We start from the raw sequence: 17770 nt of genomic DNA, 5'->3' as shown, positions 1-17770 counted from the left end.
GTTCTATAATCCTTAAGAAATCCATGATGGTAATCCTTCTTTGTGTTTATGTTCTCCAGATTCTCGTTTTGAGGGAAATTATTACACTTGATAAGAAAACATTATTTGCCCTAATCATTCTGCAATCGTTAGAGGTAAAGGTGAAAACGAAAGTAAAGTATAACTGAATATTCTGTGTGATGCTATTTGCGTAAAGCAATATGTAGAGATTAGAGAAGTAAATGAAACATCTATCTCGTAATAAAAAGACTTCCACATCATATGAGCAAACCACAAATGAGATATAGTAATCAACGGATATCAAAACGAGCAGTCATGCACAAATAATATTAGTAATTCAAAGTTTATTTGGTCATAAGAAAAGTGAAACGACTAAAATAAATGAACAATCGCTACCTATCAGTAGAAAAGTAAAACGAATAAATTATATGAAGAATGAACGATAATTACTGACCAAAGAGAGTTACTTTTCTTATATACAAACCCAAATATTATACTCAAAACAAAAACGCTTATTATGGAACCTAAAATATTAGGGAATTGAAACAAACCTTTATAAAGCCAAATGGGAAAATGGATAGATACAAAAAGTAAAGATGTTATTGTGTTTGCTATCCAAAATTTATATGAATCTATCAATTTTCTTAATAAAAATCCCCTAAAGACAATTTCCTCGGTTATCCCAACTAGTAAAACTGTATTAAGCCATTGATTAAACTCTATTTGAAAATTGATATTTTTCCCTAGAATAATGATATTAACAACTACAAAATAGGATATGAACACTAAGGTTACCCAACCTGTCGATATTAACCCTTTTTTTATGTTTTTGCGTAATCCCAAAAAGGAATACGGATCGGTATTTTCCACAATATTAATAATAAATATAACTGGTATAATCCAAATCACTAATTTAGTGACAGCACTTGCTATAGCTCTGGGAACAGGATCTATCAAATCTAAATATTGAACAAACCATAATTCTCTGATACACCAGATGGTAAAAAATATCATGAAATATACCCAAATATAATGATTATTTACTTTTACATTTACCAAAACAACACTTCCTTCTTCACGAAACCGCTTCTTTCGTACATTTTATTGAGAAGTATCAACCCGTTCGCTTCGTAAGGATTTACAATATAGATATGTATGATAACTAGTGTTAAATTGCACCCTTACCTTTAATTTGCATAAAAAATGTTGGCTTATCAAATGGGGTAAAACCAAATTTCGCATAAAATGAATGTCCATCATCTGTACTTAACATAATTCTACGAATATTTAATTCTTCGTAATTAGTAATGACTTTAAGCAACCATTTCCCTAACCCTTTTTTTCTATACGGAGTTAAAATGAACACATCTTGTATATAAGCATGAGTAACCAAATCAGAAATGACTCGTGCAAATCCAATTTGATTCTTCTTTCTATCAATAGGATTTATATAATACAAGCCGAAACAAAGAGAAGAATTGTTTATTGATTTAATAACATCTTCTTTTGAAATTCCTTTTGACCAGTAGGATTCATTGCTCAAAAAGTTATAAATAACATCCAGTTCTAAATCAGCTTTATCAATAGTAATAAGATAGTCTTCATGTTCCCAACTTTTCTTAACCATACATCCCACCCCAAATCGGTTTTTGAATGATTTCCAAAAACTTTAAGAGTATTTTTTAACAATTCATATTAGCATCCATACAAAAATACATAGCCATTAAAACAAATAAGCGATTGCCTATACAAAACAACCGCCTACCTAATGACAACCATCTACCTTCTTAATTTTTTGTATAAAAATATTATAACGACCATGACGATAGTAATAATTATTGAGTTTTTCAAAATCATATAGAAAAACTCTGGATAAGGAATTTCTTCTCCTGATACCATCCCATTAGCATCTGTTGTACTTTTTACCCTTTGAATTAGAACTATCATCAATGAGAAAGAAGTAATAAATGAATATATAGCAGTTTTTATCAAAGTCCTCTCCATTAAAATTCTCCTTTTTAATTAAAATGTAGACTTTGCCTCTAAAATAATTGTAACATTTTGTAATTTACTTTATTCTACTTTATTACACTAACCTCTCAATATAGAAAGCGACTACTTATTGAACTTCAAGTACAAAAGCATAACCTGAACTTCCTTTTTCCCACCTTGCATGGACATCGTACACATATTCACCTTTTCTATTGGTGCTATTAAAACATTAGGACATAGCGAAACTTCTTCTACTTCGTTCTCATCAATTCAATTGCTTACTCCCAATGTTTTTTCACCTGTTGATTTTTTTAACAATTCATCTGCAATTTTTATATTTTCCTTTAAGTAGGTAGGCAAATCTGAATGAGATAAAATTTCTGAAGTTGTTAACCAAATCACATCATCGACTTCTTCGGTACTTTTAGCATACGGCTCTCCAGAATTATGCTCGCACAGAAATACTATATCTATAACATTCAAGCCAGATGAAGTAACAAATGATGAACTATTCACATAATTTTTAACTGCTACCTCAATACCTACTTCTTCAAAAATTTCTCTACGTAAAGTTCTTTCTAAAATATCTTTCGAATCTCCCTCTATTTCACACTTTCCACCAACAAGTGACAGAGTACCCCCTTCGTGTTCCTCTTTTACACTCCTTCGAATTAATAACCATTTATTATCACGATAAATTGCACCTTCTACATTAACTATAAACATATTAATATCCTCCAGAACGAATCAGATTATAGTTTTATTCGACTAAGGTAAGGGGTTTCCTTCTTTTTCCACCAATATAACAAGAAAAAAGCGGTACCTCTTATTGAAGTATCGCACCTTTTATTGGGACTAGAAATCTATGTAGATTCGTTTGAAATACCATTCGTATCACATCCAATCCCCTTTCAACAATGAAAGCGAATAATGGTCATAATAATTCCTCTAAACAAATGCTTCTCTCGATACACACCTTCATTTACAAATTCTAGTTTTTCTAATAACTTCATAGAGTTGACATTGTTTAGAGCAACATATGCATTAATTCGATTCAAATCCTTGTGTAACCCTACAATTCAAAGTTACTGTATTTCATAACAGAAATTGACTCAAGCACTTGAATTTTCGAAATTAGTCAGTTATACTGATTATATATTTTACTGATTATATATTGAGGTGATTATTAAGTTTGGAAAAATGGAATCAATCTTACGGTTTTTTGCTTGGAAAAGTTCTTCAGCAAATGGAAACAAAGTTTGCTGAGGGACTGACCCCTTATAACATTAATGCTAGACAATATGGAGTTCTTTTATTTATTAGCGGCAATCCTTATTCTTCGCAAAAGGATATATCCGAAAATCTCCAAATTGATCGGACAACGATGGTAAGCCATATCGATCATCTAGAAACTTTAGGATTTGTAGAGAGAACAAGGAATCCGAAGGACAGAAGATCCTATAGTCTTTTAATCACACCTAAAGGAAATCAAGTTTTAGATTCACGTTGGGAATTTCTAATTGAAACAGAACTAGAAGTACTTTCTCCTTTAAACAATCAAGAAAAACAAATGCTGAAGGAGTTTCTCGTAAAAATTTGGCGTACACTTTAAAACTGGAGGTAACTTATTTATGAATGCACTTGATTATTTTCATGCACGTTTGGAAGCAACTGTTAGTCCGATGGATTATTTAAGATTGGCACAAGCCGAACCAGAAAAATACTTTTTGATTGATGTAAGAAACGGTCCTGAACATGTAAGAAGTGTAACAATTAAGGATGCTGCTATCATTCCACAACAAGAGCTACACGAACGTTTACATGAAATTCCAAAAGATAAGGAAATCATTGTATACTGTTGGGATGTCTGGTGTAACACAGCAGTCAAAGTAGCAGCTTTTTTGTTAGAACGTGGTTATAAAGTAAAAGAATTGAGCGGCGGGATTGCGGCTTGGAAGGAAATGAATTTTCCTGTAACAGATTCATCTCTAGATGTTGAACCGTCTGATACTTGTGGGTGCTGAATCTAATGCAGTATCACAGGCTTTGGACTTGCGTTGCTTCATGTGATTATGTATCGAACGCATGCAGTCCAACGTCGATTTACTAAGCAATTGTCAAGACCTGCACCTTCAAAAAGATGAAAACAGAGTGTTTCGGTTATTTATTACTCTCCTTTGGTTAATTTCTGAGAAAGTACTCACAAAATAATTGATGAGCATGTCTAACAAGTGAGGATGAAAAATAATATTGTACCTTGCCGAAGATATTGATTTTTATTACTTGCAATATTCAACGAAGAATTAGCTATGGTGCTTAAATCATTAGCAAACAGGAGATTAGAACGTTCTAATCTCCTGAATAATACTAGCACAGCAATACTAAATCTATACTATTTATAAATATTAGCTTATCAACCCGTTAATTTATTTTAATCCATATAGTCAAACATGAAATTTAAGCCCCAGTCTTGATCATTAGCCCACGGGTCATAGAACCCAGCTTGTATTCCATTAACTGTATATGGGGTAAGCTTTGCAAACTTTCTTCGATTTGTATTCTCATTGCTTTTTAGATAACGAGCAAGTAACAATCCATTCCAAACCTTTCCCTGCCCCCGTTATGATCATGGTAGTGTAAGTGATAGATTTGATGATCCTCATTATCAAGATTAAGTATGTACCAACGGCTTTTCGTTTTATCGTATTGTTGCTTATTTACAATAAATTCAACTCTACTTTGCGTTAGTTTCTCTATAGCTGGTAGTACAAGAATTGCTTCCGTTGTAACACTACACTACTTAAACTTACAGAGTAGCAATACTCATTGAGTTTAACTATAACTATCCTCACATTTGTTAATGCCATAAAATAAAAGACGCCACTAAAATGAAGCGCCCATTCGTTGGAGAAAAGTCCTAGCTTATTAATTATGTTGTCTGAATCTTTCCTAGCAATCTACTACCTATTAACCATATAGCCAAACCAGTTCCCCATATTATTATGGCAGATCCGAAGCCCACCACGGACATAAAGGCATTTATTTTATGTCCTCCCATTGTAAGCTTCAAAGGAACAAATAGTAATGTCATAATAGCTAGTAAACATAGAAGTATCCCTGTAACATAATAAAGTCTAACTTTGAATAAGTGAGCAAGTGGGATAAAATGAACACCGACAATCATTGCGATTACGATAGGCAGTAGTTCAATACGTTGAGTAGCATGACAGACAGCTATCGCAATCGCTATAGCCAAACCCTCAGCCGCGAAAATGATGTTAAACCTAAACGTCGTACGCTTCTTTTGACTTAAATCTACTTTTGGAACTTGACTCGTTAATCTCCGCGATCCATGAATTAATAAAACACCACCAAGGAACAGAACTATACCTATGGCAATCGCAGCAACTAACAACAATGCAACTCCCCAACCTTGCAATCCCATAATGCCTGTATACGCCCATAAAGTACCGAAAAACGCCATGAAAAATACACCAGATGCCGTTTCCCGTACTTCTGTTCCAGAAATAGTACTTGTAGTTTGTGTCACAAATAACAATCCCCTTATTAACGTATTTGTTCATACAATATTTCAACTAGGATTAATGATAAAGCAGCTTATTCGCGATTTAAGCTGATACCTTCTTAACATTTATATTCAGATAGACAAATGACTGAACCATTTTGTATGTTTAATTATATGTCCAATTAGATATTGGGACTATTACAGTAGATTAATTAAAAATGTTGTCCATTAACTATATGTACAGGAATTTACTGTAGAAATTGATAGTTTACTTTGTGGTGGTCTTTTTTAACCTTAAACAGATATACGATTTAGAAATAAACTTACATTATGAATATTTATACTGATTAGCATGAATAATAGTTATGATGAATGTACGAAAGGGTGATACAACTGTTTAATCAAAATGTAATTAGAGGTTTGTTATTAAGTACAATAGTCTCAGCAATTTTTAGCCTTATTATGATTTCTTTGACAATTTTTCATCACACAAAGATGAGTGAATTACTCAGTAAAGTATATAAGAACACATCAGAATAATCACACTAGTGGTTATTCTGATCTGATTATTCTACACAGTTATCGTCGGATATTATTATTTCAAATAATTAAGACCAGAAATAAATTCATTGAATCCTACTTTATAAACACTAAGGGAATAATATAATCATGCAAACCTACATAAGACTATCCCTATTTTTAATTTCATGGATATCTGTAATTTTTATCCCTAATAAGAAAAAGGTTTTTATAAAATACCTTCCTGTTACCTTGTTCTCTACTGTGGTCGTCATGTGTGAAATTTTTTATTTTTCCATTCATAAATTATGGAAGGTAAAAGGTGGTAAGAAAAGCCTTACACAAACAACATTCTTACTTTTATTTGGACCTTACATAGTATTAACAGTGTGGAGTTTCTATTTATCAAAAGGTAAATTCCTACTATACATATTAATAAATTTTGTTGGAGATATTATTTATGCTTTTCCAATCGTTGCTTTATTCAAGAAGCTTAATGTCTTTAACATTAAGGTGAAATCTATATATTTTTTTCTGTTACTCATTACCGATGCCTTACTAAACTTTGTATTTCAAAAGGTTTTTGAAAAAATATACCCTCAACCTGATGAGCTTTCAAATAGCTAGGTCCTATCACCTAGCTATTCTTATTATTCAGAATACGACTTTATATGAGAATCCTTCTTCCATTCAACCATTCCCTGAGTGTTTCTGCACATTATAGTAACGTACCAGTTTTTTAAAATAAAAAGGTCCTAACGAATAAACGCTTCCCCCCTATTAGACAAAGCATCCTTTAACCATTTCGGATGCATGTTCAATAAATCATTCGGTAGTTTATCGTTATCAAAAAACTTAATATCTAATGACTCTTCTGAATGACATGTAAGTTTTCCACCAGTAATCTCTGCAAGAAAACACGTTGTAATAAAATGTACGACTTTACCGTTTGGGTATTCAAATACTTGTGATTTCGGGTCAGAGTAAACACCAATTAATTTCTTTATGGTTATATCTAAATTTGTTTCCTCTTTTACTTCTCTTATAGCAGCTTCCGAAACTGTTTCTCCAATTTCGATATGTCCTGAAGGAATTCCCCAAAGTCCAACATCTGCCCTTTTTTGCAACAACACTTGGTTATCCTTCGTCAAAATAACTACTGCAACACCAGCTTTTACATCATCAATCCTTTTCATATAAACCTCCTTGAAAAATAAAAAAGGTCCGAAGAGAAAGATTTCAACGCATACCAAATACGCTGAACCTTTCCCCTCGGACCTTTTATGTCAATAGGTGCCTCTTACATATTGTAAAAGATATAGCCCTCGGTCACTGACCTATCTAATAGCGGAACCCTAGCTACATTTTTCCAGTTCATGTTGATTTTACTATTAATCATTAGAAAATGAAAGTACCTGCTATTTTCATTTTTAGAATCTGCAACTAGAATATCCTCATCATCAAATAATTAATAAGGTATACTAAAACTTCACGTTTGTTGCTCGTTTCTGATTAAAAAAACAAAATAAATCCCAGGTAGTGCATGCTAAACTAATCATGTCATTCAATGGGCATGCCTCCCTACAACAGCTATACCTGCAGTACTTTCCGTATCTTATTATTAAAGCCTATGAATATGTGTACTTTTAAAGGAATCTTCATATTTCAATCCAAACCCTAGAAAACGGTCCATAAAAATATGAGCAACCCAGATGATAATCGTAAGAAGTAAATATTCATTTAAATAGAAGAAATAACCGATTGTTAGCAGCAACGGGACGACAAGGCTATGCCCGAAATTATAAACTTTTGCACCTATTTTATTGTTAAATGCATAGCCAACCATTGTGATATCAGGAATCATTAAGAGAAGAAAAAATAACCAGACCGGAAAATCTAACAGTGTAAATAGATAGAACGAAAGGACAAAGGCTATTCCATTTTCAATACGTACCACTTGTTTCATCTTCATAACATCCTCCGTTCATGTACACTTCGAAAAAACATGTCTATCATTTCTTCAATCACCTTTTTATTTTCTTGATATTTTTCCTCGACTATTAGTTCTTTAAGGGTTTGCACGACTTTCAATGCTTTCTGATAAAAAAGAATTTTGTCCTCAAGTTTGCTTATTTTGTCATTTAACAACAAAACGGTTGTGTTGTTGCAACTGGTTGATATTGCTTCGTCCTTTAGTAAGAGTAACTGTTGTATTTCTTTTAATGTAAATCCTAATTCCTTTAACACGATGATTAGCTCAATCTGCTTTTCGCATTCTTCGTCATATTCACGATACCCATTTGAGCGTCTTTTTGGCTTCAGGATATTTTCTTTCTCATAATAACGAATTGTATCAGCCTGCACTTGATATTTATTCGCAAAGTCTTTAATTTGCATATTCACCACTCCTTACATACAACATTAACATTGGAGTAAGCTCTAAGGTCAAGAGTAATTCTAAGCACGAACTTAAAACTTATGAATCTATAAGTAAAATGGCCCTCAAAAATGGACGCTATCCTATTAAAGAATAGCGTCCATTAAGTATTGGTATACGATTTTGATGTCACAACTTCCTCACCTATCAAACCTTTGCACTTTTTGTAATTAAGAATATTCTATTTTTCTCATCCCTAACTACGTTAAAAAATAATGGTTAAAAAATCTATGCTAAGCAGCTTACTTGCCAACAATTAATCGAATTCAGAAAGCAATATGCTATATAGCTTATCATCATTCTCCACTGGCTCTCCCCGACCGTCCCGATTATTACTAATAAAATAGAGATAGTTATCCTCAATATAGACATCTCGAATTCTACCAAGCTCAGAAATCACTTTCTGATACTCTCCTGTTTCAAGGTTAAATTCTAAAACAGCCGTTCCTCTTAATGCAGCAACATACAGTTTCCCGTCATGATATTCCATACCAGATGGAGCCCAAGTTGCGTCATGTCCCGAATGAAATAGAGGCGGAACCATGCCTTCCTGCTTTTCATCACCTTCAATTACTGGCCAGCCGTAATTAAGACCTGCTTCAATTTTATTGATTTCATCATGTGAACTGTTCCCATGCTCACTCGCATAAAGCGTTCGATCCGGTAACCAAGTCAGCCCTTGAGGATTTCGATGGCCATAGCTATAGACGTATGAATCCGGATACGGGTTATCAGTCGGAATCGTTCCATCTAGATTCATTCTCAATATTTTCCCAGCTAAACTAGCAGGGTCTTGGGATATACTATTCTCATATGCATCCCCAGTTGTTACATAGAGCTTTTCGTCAGGTCCAATTTTGAGGCGCCCACCATTATGCCAGGAGTTACCTGGTATTTTATCGAGAAGCACACGTTCTTCTTTCCAAATGTTACCCTCTAATTGAAGTGTGACAACACGGTTCAACATACCGCCATTGTCCTCATATGTATAATACCCATAGGCGAGACCCGAGTCCTTAAAGTCAGGCGCGAGCACAAACCCGAGCACCCCATCCTCTGAAGTCGTCGAAACCTTCTTTGCTAGTTCCACGCTTTGTCTCTCCACAATTCCATCTTCTACTTTCACAATTGTTCCAGGTCTTTCCGTCAGATAAAACGTATCATCAAGCTTTGTAATCGACCAAGGGACATTTAGATTGTCAGCAATTACTTCTAATTGGTCATTTTTTTGTTCACGATTGGACTCAATATTAACATCTTGCTGTCTACTTGATGAACATCCAACTAGTAAGAAAATAAACACTAAATATACAATAAAGACTTTTTTCAATTGTTTAACCTCTCCTCGTGAAAAATTATAGTATTCAATCTCCTCCCTATGAATTTATAATATTCAGATTATATTTTATATAAAAAAGTGAAACTAGTCACATCATAGCCAATACTCACTACTATCTTACTATCTATTACCTATTATCCCAACATGTCTAAACCCCTATTAAATCAACCATTTCTATCCTTCCACATTAAAACTGAGATTTACAATCAGGAAAAACTTTTTGTAAAACGCTTGCAATGCTATTCATTTTCGATATAATACTTGTATACAAGTATACTTGAATAATAAGCAGGTGAAAAAATGTCAGAATCAAAGGAATTACTTTATCCTTCAAAATGGCTAGCAAAGGCTTCCGCTGGCGACCGAGTTGCTTATGAGCTAAGAATGAGAATTATTTCTGGCCTAATTGAAAGCGGTACCGTTCTATCTGAAAATAAATTAGCTGCCGATTTTGCCGTGAGTAGGTCTCCTATTCGAGACGCACTAAAAATTCTTGCATCTGAAAATATCATTCGCTTAGAAAGAATGGGTGCAGTTGTCATTGGCTTAACCGAAAAGGAAATTGAAGAAATTTATGATGTCCGCTTACTCATTGAAACTTTTGTGTTTGAGCGACTTGTCAAAATTGACACAACCGAGCTCGTCATTGAACTTAGCAAAATAATCGAAATGATGAAGGTTGCGATTAAATATCATGACGCTGACGATTTTTCCTATCAAGATGTCCTGTTTCACGAAACGATTATTCGCTCAGTTAACCACTCATACATCCTGATGATTTGGGAAAATTTAAAGCCGGTTATGGAAAGCTTTATTCTTATCTCAATGCGAACTCGTTTCAAAGAAAAGCATGAGGATTTCACAAGAATCATTAACAATCATGAGCTATATTTGGAAGCGATTAAAAATCGAAATCGCGAACTGATGATTAAGTCTTTACATGAAAACTTTGATGATGTTCAAGGAAAAGTTGAAGACCTATGGATATCACAACAAATGTATTCAAAAGGAGTCGAACAAAATAATGACTAGCTATATGTTAGGGATTGATATTGGTACGACAAGTACGAAAGCAGTTTTATTTACTGAAAAGGGTCAGGTTATTGCGAATGAAAATATCGGTTACCCGCTACATACTCCCGATATTTCGACGGCAGAGCAAAATCCAGATGAAATTTTTCAAGCTGTATTACAAGCGATGACATCGATTACGAAAAAACATCCGGAAAAGAAAGTTGGCTTTGTTTCATTCAGCAGTGCAATGCACAGTTTGATTGCCGTTGGACAAGATGATAAGCCGCTCACACCATGTATTACATGGGCAGATAATCGCAGTGAAGCATGGGCCCATAAAATCAAGGATGAATTAAACGGTCATCAAGTGTACAGGCGAACTGGTACACCAATTCATCCAATGTCACCATTAACGAAAATTACCTGGATTGAAAATGACCGTCGTGAAATCGCTAACAAGGTGAAAAAGTATATCGGTATTAAGGAATATATTTTCTTCAAGTTCTTTGACGAATATGTCGTCGATCACTCCCTCGCCTCTGCAATGGGAATGATGAATCTCGAAACGTTGCAATGGGATGAAGAAGCTTTACAAATTGCGGGAATTACAACTGATAAATTATCGAAACTCGTACCAACTACAGAACTATTTAGCAACTGCCAACCTAAATTAGCCCGACAAATCGGAATTCATCCTGACACACCATTTGTCATCGGGGCAAGTGACGGTGTTTTATCAAACCTTGGAGTTAACGCGATTCAAAAAGGTGAAGTCGCGATAACGATAGGAACGAGCGGCGCCATTCGGACAATCATTGATAAGCCGCAAACAGATGATAAAGAACGAATTTTTTGTTACGCCTTAACGGAAAACCATTGGGTAATCGGTGGTCCTGTTAACAATGGCGGAATGGTGCTTCGCTGGATAAGAGATGAGCTTGCCTCCTCTGAAGTGGAAACAGCGAAAAGATTAGGCATTGACCCATACGAGGTATTAACAAAAATTGCCGAACGAGTAAGACCAGGTTCTGATGGACTCTTATTTCACCCCTACCTCGCTGGTGAACGTGCCCCACTTTGGAATCCAGATGTACGCGGTTCATTTTTCGGCTTAACAATGTCACATAAAAAAGAGCATATGATTCGCGCTGCCTTGGAAGGTGTCATATACAATTTATACACAGTGTTTCTTGCCTTAACAGAATGTATGGATGGTCCTGTGACAAGGATTCAGGCAACTGGAGGCTTCGCACGATCAGAAGTATGGCGCCAAATGATGGCCGATATTTTTGAATCTGAAGTAGTCGTTCCGGAAAGCTATGAAAGCTCATGCCTTGGTGCTTGTATTTTAGGTCTTTATGCAACTGGGAAGATTGACAATTTTGAAATCGTTTCAGAAATGATTGGCAGCACTTATAAGCATGCTCCAAAAGAGGAAGCTACAAAGGAATATCGAGAATTGATGCCAATTTTCATCAGTTTATCAAGAGTCTTAACAGAAGATTATACACGTATTGCGACTTATCAAAGAAATTTACTCAACTAGAATAAACATTTGGAGGATTTATCATGCCATTAGTTATCGTAGCTATCGGAATCGTAGCATTACTCATTTTAATTATGGGATTGAAATTAAACACATTTATTTCGTTAATCATTGTTTCCTTCGGTGTTGCTTTAGCACTTGGAATGCCACTTGACCAGATCGTTAAAACGATTGAAGCTGGATTAGGCGGAACTCTCGGACATTTAGCATTAATCTTCGGACTTGGTGCAATGCTTGGAAGATTAATCGCTGATGCCGGTGGTGCACAACGGATTGCGATGACCCTCGTCAATAAATTCGGCGAAAAAAATATTCAATGGGCTGTCGTTGTTGCGTCATTTATTATTGGTGTTGCCTTATTCTTTGAAGTTGGACTAGTTTTATTAATTCCAATTGTTTTTGCAATCTCGAAAGAATTAAAAGTTTCAGTTTTGTTTCTCGGTATTCCGATGGCAGCAGCATTGTCAGTCACACACGGATTTTTACCACCCCACCCTGGCCCAACCGTCATCGCTGGTGAATATGGGGCAAACCTTGGTGAGGTATTACTTTACGGCTTTATCGTTGCCGTTCCTACTGTTATTTTAGCAGGTCCAATCTTCACAAAAATTGCGAAAAAGCTTGTTCCGAACTCTTTCACAAAAACAGGTAGTATTGCCTCTTTAGGTGAACAAAAAACATTTAAATTAGAAGAAACACCTGGATTTGGTATTAGTGTTTTTACTGCGATGCTTCCGGTCATCTTAATGTCGATTGCAACCATTATTAATTTATTGCAAAAAACAATCGGCTTTGAAGATAATAGTATACTTGCTGCAATTCGTTTTATTGGGGATGCATCGACATCTATGTTAATCTCATTATTAGTTGCTGTTTATACAATGGGCTTAGCGAGAAAAATCCCAATCAAAACCGTGATGGAATCTTGTACAACAGCCATCACACATATCGGTATGATGCTATTAATTATCGGTGGTGGCGGTGCCTTCAAACAAGTGTTAATTGATGGCGGTGTTGGTGATTATGTAGCAGATTTATTTAGTGCAACAAATTTATCACCCATCTTGCTTGCATGGATAATCGCTGCAATCCTACGTATTTCATTAGGGTCAGCAACCGTTGCAGCCTTAACAACTGCAGGACTTGTGATTCCAATGTTAGGTCAATCTGACGTAAACCTTGCGTTAGTCGTTCTAGCAACAGGTGCAGGTAGTGTCATCGCATCACATGTAAATGACGCAGGTTTCTGGATGTTTAAGGAATACTTCGGTTTAACCATGAAAGAAACATTCGCCACATGGACATTACTAGAAACAATCATTGCTGTAGCAGGATTAGGATTTACTTTATTACTAAGTTTATTTGTGTAAGTCCATACTACTTATAGGTAAGGCAGTAAACTCTATCTTTTTTGTGCGAGTTTACTGCCTATTCATCTGAGAAAAAGGGAGTAAATAAAATGTTTAATACAATTGGTGTTATCGGTTTAGGAGTTATGGGAAGTAATATCGCCTTAAATATGGCGAATCATGGAGAGAAAGTAGCAGTCTATAATTACACGAGAGATTTAACAGACAAACTTATGGAAAAAAAGGAAGCACAATCTCTTCTCCCCTATTATGAAGTGCAAGACTTTGTCCAATCTTTAGAAGTTCCACGTAAAATCTTTGTGATGGTAACGGCTGGAAAAGCGATTGATTCTGTTATTAGCTCTGTTGTTCCTTTCCTTGAGGAAGGCGATGTCATTATGGATGGCGGTAACTCCCACTATCAAGATACTGAGCGTCGCTATGATGAGTTAAAGACAAAAGGAATTGGCTATTTAGGCATCGGAATTTCTGGCGGTGAGGTCGGTGCATTAACAGGACCTTCGATAATGCCTGGCGGTGATAAAGACGTTTACGATAAGGTAGCACCTATTCTAACGAAAATCGCTGCACAAGTTGACGGAGACCCTTGCTGTGTCTATATTGGTCCAAAGGGTGCCGGTCATTTTGTCAAAATGGTTCATAACGGGATCGAGTATGCCGATATGCAATTAATTGCTGAAGCCTACACATTTTTACGAAATAGACTACATTTACAAGTTGATGAAATTGCGGAAATTTTTGAAACTTGGAATCAAGGTGAACTGAAAAGCTATTTAATCGAGATAACTGCGGAAATTTTACGTAAAAAAGACGAATTAACAGGCCTTCCGTTAATTGATGTTATCCTCGATAAAACGGGTCAAAAAGGAACCGGAAAATGGACAAGCATGCAAGCAATTGATAATGGTATCCCATCATCCATCATTACCGAATCATTATTCGCTCGCTATATTTCTTCATTAAAAGAAGAACGTGTTCGAGCAGAAGACGTTTTATCCGGTCCAGAAGCTGAGCTACAAGAGCTTGATAAAGAACAATGGATCGAGTCTATTCGTCAAGCATTGTACATGGGGAAAGTTTGCGCCTACACACAAGGCTTTGCGCAATATAAAATGAGCTCAGACCTTTATGACTGGGATTTACCTTTAAAGGATATCGCACTAATCTTCCGTGGTGGCTGTATCATTCGTGCAGACTTTTTGAATGTAATTAGCCAATCATTCAGTAAACAAGAACAATTAACAAATCTACTTCTTGCCCCATTCTTTGCTGATAAGGTGAAAGCATACCAAATCGGCTTACGCAAGGTTGTCAGTGATGGCGTTCTTTCAGGTATTTCGTTCCCATGCCTTAGCTCATCACTTACTTACTATGACAGCTATCGAAATGGCCGTTCTAATGCCAGTCTCCTTCAGGCTCAACGCGATTACTTCGGTGCTCATACTTATGAGAGAATTGATCGTGAAGGTGTCTTCCATACAAACTGGCAATAAGTAGAATGTATATTAGGCTCTTATGAAGTGTTTATGCTTCATGAGGGCTTTTCTATTTATGCATTTAACACTACCAACCAAATGTTATTTTTATACCCTTGGGCAGTTCAAAATCGTTAAAGGTTGCAAGAAAATGACGCTATTGTTTTGAGTCACTTCATACCCAAGTGGATGTTGGAAGGGTCTGCCCCTTAGCCGTCTAGCTTCTACACACTTTCCCCCACTCTCTTCACAAATTGAAAACAATCAATTTCATACTCCTTTAAAAAAGTTCAATTTATTGTTTTTTCCTTCTGGCATTAATATATTCAATCGTACTAATAATAATTTCTGGTACAAAAATTACTGCAAACAAAACCGTTAAAACGTTAAACTCTGGTGTCCGGTATGGAACAAACCATTCCGTAAAAAAAGTAGAATTTAATAGATTTTCAAATAAGGTCCCTTCGCGAAAATTAAGTGTCCACGGTGTAGTATCAAAAAGGTACATCATTAATAGCAAACAAAGAAAAAGTCCAAGAGCTGCAATACATCGACGCAATGATGCAGGACCATCTTTCTTTCGTTTCATTACCATCTGTTCATCCCCCGTTTTTAGTTTTAGTTTGCAAATATATTTTAGCTACTAGTAGGGCTACCCCTAAAATAATTTCTTCCTATATATATGAGTGGAAAGAATCCAGGAACCTGCATATATACCTCCAATAATCACTGTGATAAACAAGTAAACCATCATGTTTTGTGCGCTTAGCAACCTTTGTATAAACTCTCTAATGATATCGTTTAAATTTCTGATGAGGAAGTTAACGACTACCATATAGACTAGAAATAAAACAATCGAAGCTATTAACAAATACTGGCTCTTAAATTTATAAGAAAAAGGCAACAAGACAGCTGCAAACATCATCACGATAATAAAAATAAAGAATATATCGATAAAAGGTATTAATTCTTGATTAAAAATGATATTCCCAATAAATATGGTCACTACGACGATAAAAGTTAAGACAAATACACCTAGATATTTTGAACTGACAATTTCGTTTCGTGTATAAGGTAAAGAATTAAGTAACATATTAATCTCCGACTTTTCATCCATTGCAAAAGAAGTCATAACCATTACCGTACTAAACACAAAGCCTACTAATATATGAGAAGCACCTAAAAATAAATAAACAAGCAGTATCGGTAACAGAATCACGAACATTTGTTTGTGCAAGATGATATCTTTACGTAGTAAATTGAGCATATTGATTTTCCCCTTTCTTTGTAAAATACATAATATCTTCAAGAGTAGGTTTCTCAATTAACGCCATATCTCCAAACTGTTTCTCTACTTTTGCCTTATTAGATGATAAAGCCTCAAACCCATGCTTTGATTTCCGAATTGAGATAAATTCCTGTGCTGTATCGCGGTCTAATAACTCAACTCCACCTTTGACGATGGCGTACTCCTCTGCGATTTCGTAGGATTCTTTAGTGAAAATATGCTCACCATTATGTATGTACGTAATATAATCCGCAATCCGTTCCAAATCAGACGTAATATGAGTGGAAAAGAAGATTGTTTTCTCCTCATCTTGCATAAGATCATGCAAAATATCTAACAATTCTCTCCGAAAACTTGGGTCTAATCCAGATGTAGGCTCATCCATGATGATAAGTTCCGCATGATGTGATAAAGCGATTACTAATGAAGCTTTCATCATCATCCCCTTAGAAAATGTCTTCATTTTTTTATTTAACGGCAATTCAAATTTTTTAACATAGTGAACGAAGTGATTGTCATCCCATTTTATATAGGCTGGTTTAATCATACGTTTCATCTCCGCTAATGTAATATTTTCATAGAAGATATTTTTGTCATAAACAAAGCCAATTCTTTGTTTTATCTCTTTTTCATGTTCCTGATAATTCAGTCCAAAGACCGAAATTGTTCCGCTATCAGGTTTCAATAAATTCATCATCAATTTAATAGTTGTTGATTTCCCAGCTCCATTTTCACCGATAAACCCTGTGATGAACCCTTTTTTAATCGTTATCGATACGTCCTTTAATTGAAAACCATCAAACTTTTTATGTACATTTTTACATTCAATTACATGTTCCATCATTCTTCCTCCCTATACAGTATCGTAAGCAATTCCTGTAATTCCGTAAGATGAATCCCAATTTCTTTGCTATTTTGAATCGCCGCAATCAATTGCTCCTCGATTACTCTCATTTTCCTCTCTTTAATCATTTCATTGTTCTGCTCAGATACATACGAACCCTTTCCGATAACTGAATATATGTATCCATTCTTCTCTAAATCTTCATAGGCACGCTTTGTCGTAATAACACTTATATCCAAATCCTTTGCTAGTTGCCGCATAGACGGTAATGGTTGGCCAGCATGTAGTTCATTTGTAATAATCTGTTTCTTTATTTGTGTATAAATTTGCTTATAGATGGGTTCTTTTGAATTATTCGTAATGATAATTTGCATGTTACGACCTCACTTATCGAGTGTGAAATAATGTATATATACTTTA

At 35.1% G+C, this 17770-nt stretch carries 19 protein-coding genes; 6 read left to right on the top strand and 13 right to left on the bottom strand.

Going from position 1 to position 17770, the window contains the following annotated elements; genetic code table 11:
* Window positions 1-399 precede the first annotated feature (399 nt).
* The 3 genes from J2S19_RS01965 to J2S19_RS01955 all read right to left on the bottom strand — a co-directional run bounded on the left by J2S19_RS01965 (window position 400) and on the right by J2S19_RS01955 (window position 2718).
* The gene (locus J2S19_RS01965) at window positions 400-1059 is read right to left on the bottom strand and encodes a CPBP family intramembrane glutamic endopeptidase (RefSeq protein WP_307336376.1); all 660 of its coding nucleotides are present in this window, start codon (window positions 1057-1059) and stop codon (window positions 400-402) included.
* A 109-nt stretch (window positions 1060-1168) separates the two neighbouring features.
* A complete protein-coding gene (locus tag J2S19_RS01960) occupies window positions 1169-1627 on the bottom strand; it encodes a GNAT family N-acetyltransferase (protein WP_307336373.1) in 459 nt (152 codons plus the stop codon).
* Window positions 1628-2262: 635 nt separating this feature from the next.
* A complete protein-coding gene (locus J2S19_RS01955; protein ID WP_307336370.1) occupies window positions 2263-2718 on the bottom strand; it encodes an NUDIX hydrolase in 456 nt (151 codons plus the stop codon).
* Window positions 2719-3184: 466 nt separating this feature from the next.
* Between J2S19_RS01955 and J2S19_RS01950 the strand changes: the two genes are divergently transcribed.
* Entirely contained in the window at window positions 3185-3604 is a 420-nt protein-coding gene (locus J2S19_RS01950) for a MarR family winged helix-turn-helix transcriptional regulator (protein ID WP_307336367.1), read from the top strand.
* 19 nt (window positions 3605-3623) lie between these two features.
* The gene (locus J2S19_RS01945) at window positions 3624-4016 is read left to right on the top strand and encodes a rhodanese-like domain-containing protein (RefSeq protein ID WP_307336364.1); all 393 of its coding nucleotides are present in this window, start codon (window positions 3624-3626) and stop codon (window positions 4014-4016) included.
* A gap of 407 nt (window positions 4017-4423) precedes the next feature.
* On the opposite strand, the gene J2S19_RS01940 is transcribed toward J2S19_RS01945, so the two are convergent.
* The 6 genes from J2S19_RS01940 to J2S19_RS01915 all read right to left on the bottom strand — a co-directional run bounded on the left by J2S19_RS01940 (window position 4424) and on the right by J2S19_RS01915 (window position 9804).
* Window positions 4424-4585 (bottom strand): hypothetical protein, encoded by a 162-nt coding sequence (locus tag J2S19_RS01940; RefSeq protein WP_307336361.1) that lies wholly within the window; start codon window positions 4583-4585, stop codon window positions 4424-4426.
* A 336-nt stretch (window positions 4586-4921) separates the two neighbouring features.
* The gene (locus J2S19_RS01935) at window positions 4922-5542 is read right to left on the bottom strand and encodes a DUF7010 family protein (protein ID WP_307336358.1); all 621 of its coding nucleotides are present in this window, start codon (window positions 5540-5542) and stop codon (window positions 4922-4924) included.
* Between the two features lie 1250 nt (window positions 5543-6792).
* Entirely contained in the window at window positions 6793-7233 is a 441-nt protein-coding gene (locus J2S19_RS01930; RefSeq protein WP_307336356.1) for an NUDIX domain-containing protein, read from the bottom strand.
* A gap of 425 nt (window positions 7234-7658) precedes the next feature.
* A complete protein-coding gene (locus tag J2S19_RS01925; RefSeq protein ID WP_307336353.1) occupies window positions 7659-8009 on the bottom strand; it encodes a DUF4260 domain-containing protein in 351 nt (116 codons plus the stop codon).
* The gene (locus J2S19_RS01920) at window positions 8006-8434 is read right to left on the bottom strand and encodes a MerR family transcriptional regulator (RefSeq protein ID WP_307336350.1); all 429 of its coding nucleotides are present in this window, start codon (window positions 8432-8434) and stop codon (window positions 8006-8008) included. The genes J2S19_RS01925 and J2S19_RS01920 overlap by 4 nt, the downstream gene beginning before the upstream one ends.
* A 296-nt stretch (window positions 8435-8730) precedes the next feature.
* Window positions 8731-9804: a PQQ-dependent sugar dehydrogenase gene (locus J2S19_RS01915; protein WP_307336347.1), complete on the bottom strand. Its 1074-nt coding sequence runs from the start codon at window positions 9802-9804 to the stop codon at window positions 8731-8733.
* A 309-nt stretch (window positions 9805-10113) separates the two neighbouring features.
* Here J2S19_RS01915 and J2S19_RS01910 point away from each other — a divergent pair, with 309 nt between their 5' ends.
* The 4 genes from J2S19_RS01910 (at window position 10114) to gnd (ending at window position 15236) form a co-directional block, all read left to right on the top strand.
* Window positions 10114-10845: a GntR family transcriptional regulator gene (locus J2S19_RS01910; RefSeq protein ID WP_307336345.1), complete on the top strand. Its 732-nt coding sequence runs from the start codon at window positions 10114-10116 to the stop codon at window positions 10843-10845.
* The gene (gene gntK, locus J2S19_RS01905; RefSeq protein ID WP_307336343.1) at window positions 10838-12373 is read left to right on the top strand and encodes a gluconokinase; all 1536 of its coding nucleotides are present in this window, start codon (window positions 10838-10840) and stop codon (window positions 12371-12373) included. The genes J2S19_RS01910 and gntK overlap by 8 nt, the downstream gene beginning before the upstream one ends.
* Before the next feature lie 23 nt (window positions 12374-12396).
* On the top strand, window positions 12397-13743 hold the full coding sequence (locus J2S19_RS01900) for a GntP family permease (protein ID WP_307336341.1): 1347 nt from the start codon (window positions 12397-12399) through the stop codon (window positions 13741-13743).
* 89 nt (window positions 13744-13832) lie between these two features.
* Window positions 13833-15236, top strand: a complete 1404-nt coding sequence (gene gnd, locus J2S19_RS01895; RefSeq protein ID WP_307336338.1) for a decarboxylating NADP(+)-dependent phosphogluconate dehydrogenase — start codon at window positions 13833-13835, stop codon at window positions 15234-15236.
* A gap of 277 nt (window positions 15237-15513) precedes the next feature.
* Here gnd and J2S19_RS01890 read toward each other — a convergent pair whose 3' ends face one another.
* From J2S19_RS01890 to J2S19_RS01875, 4 genes are all read right to left on the bottom strand, one after another.
* Window positions 15514-15813 (bottom strand): YfzA family protein, encoded by a 300-nt coding sequence (locus J2S19_RS01890; protein ID WP_307336335.1) that lies wholly within the window; start codon window positions 15811-15813, stop codon window positions 15514-15516.
* Window positions 15814-15876: 63 nt separating this feature from the next.
* On the bottom strand, window positions 15877-16485 hold the full coding sequence (locus tag J2S19_RS01885; RefSeq protein ID WP_307336332.1) for an ABC-2 transporter permease: 609 nt from the start codon (window positions 16483-16485) through the stop codon (window positions 15877-15879).
* A complete protein-coding gene (locus J2S19_RS01880; RefSeq protein WP_307336329.1) occupies window positions 16466-17347 on the bottom strand; it encodes an ABC transporter ATP-binding protein in 882 nt (293 codons plus the stop codon). Before J2S19_RS01880 ends, J2S19_RS01885 begins: the two co-directional genes overlap by 20 nt.
* The gene (locus tag J2S19_RS01875) at window positions 17347-17724 is read right to left on the bottom strand and encodes a GntR family transcriptional regulator (protein WP_307336325.1); all 378 of its coding nucleotides are present in this window, start codon (window positions 17722-17724) and stop codon (window positions 17347-17349) included. The genes J2S19_RS01880 and J2S19_RS01875 overlap by 1 nt, the downstream gene beginning before the upstream one ends.
* Window positions 17725-17770: the final 46 nt, after the last annotated feature.

The organism is Metabacillus malikii, assembly GCF_030813355.1.
Classification (GTDB): domain Bacteria; phylum Bacillota; class Bacilli; order Bacillales; family Bacillaceae; genus Metabacillus; species Metabacillus malikii.
Note: the sequence above shows the minus strand (reverse complement) of the source record. Positions and strands in the feature narration are given on the sequence as shown.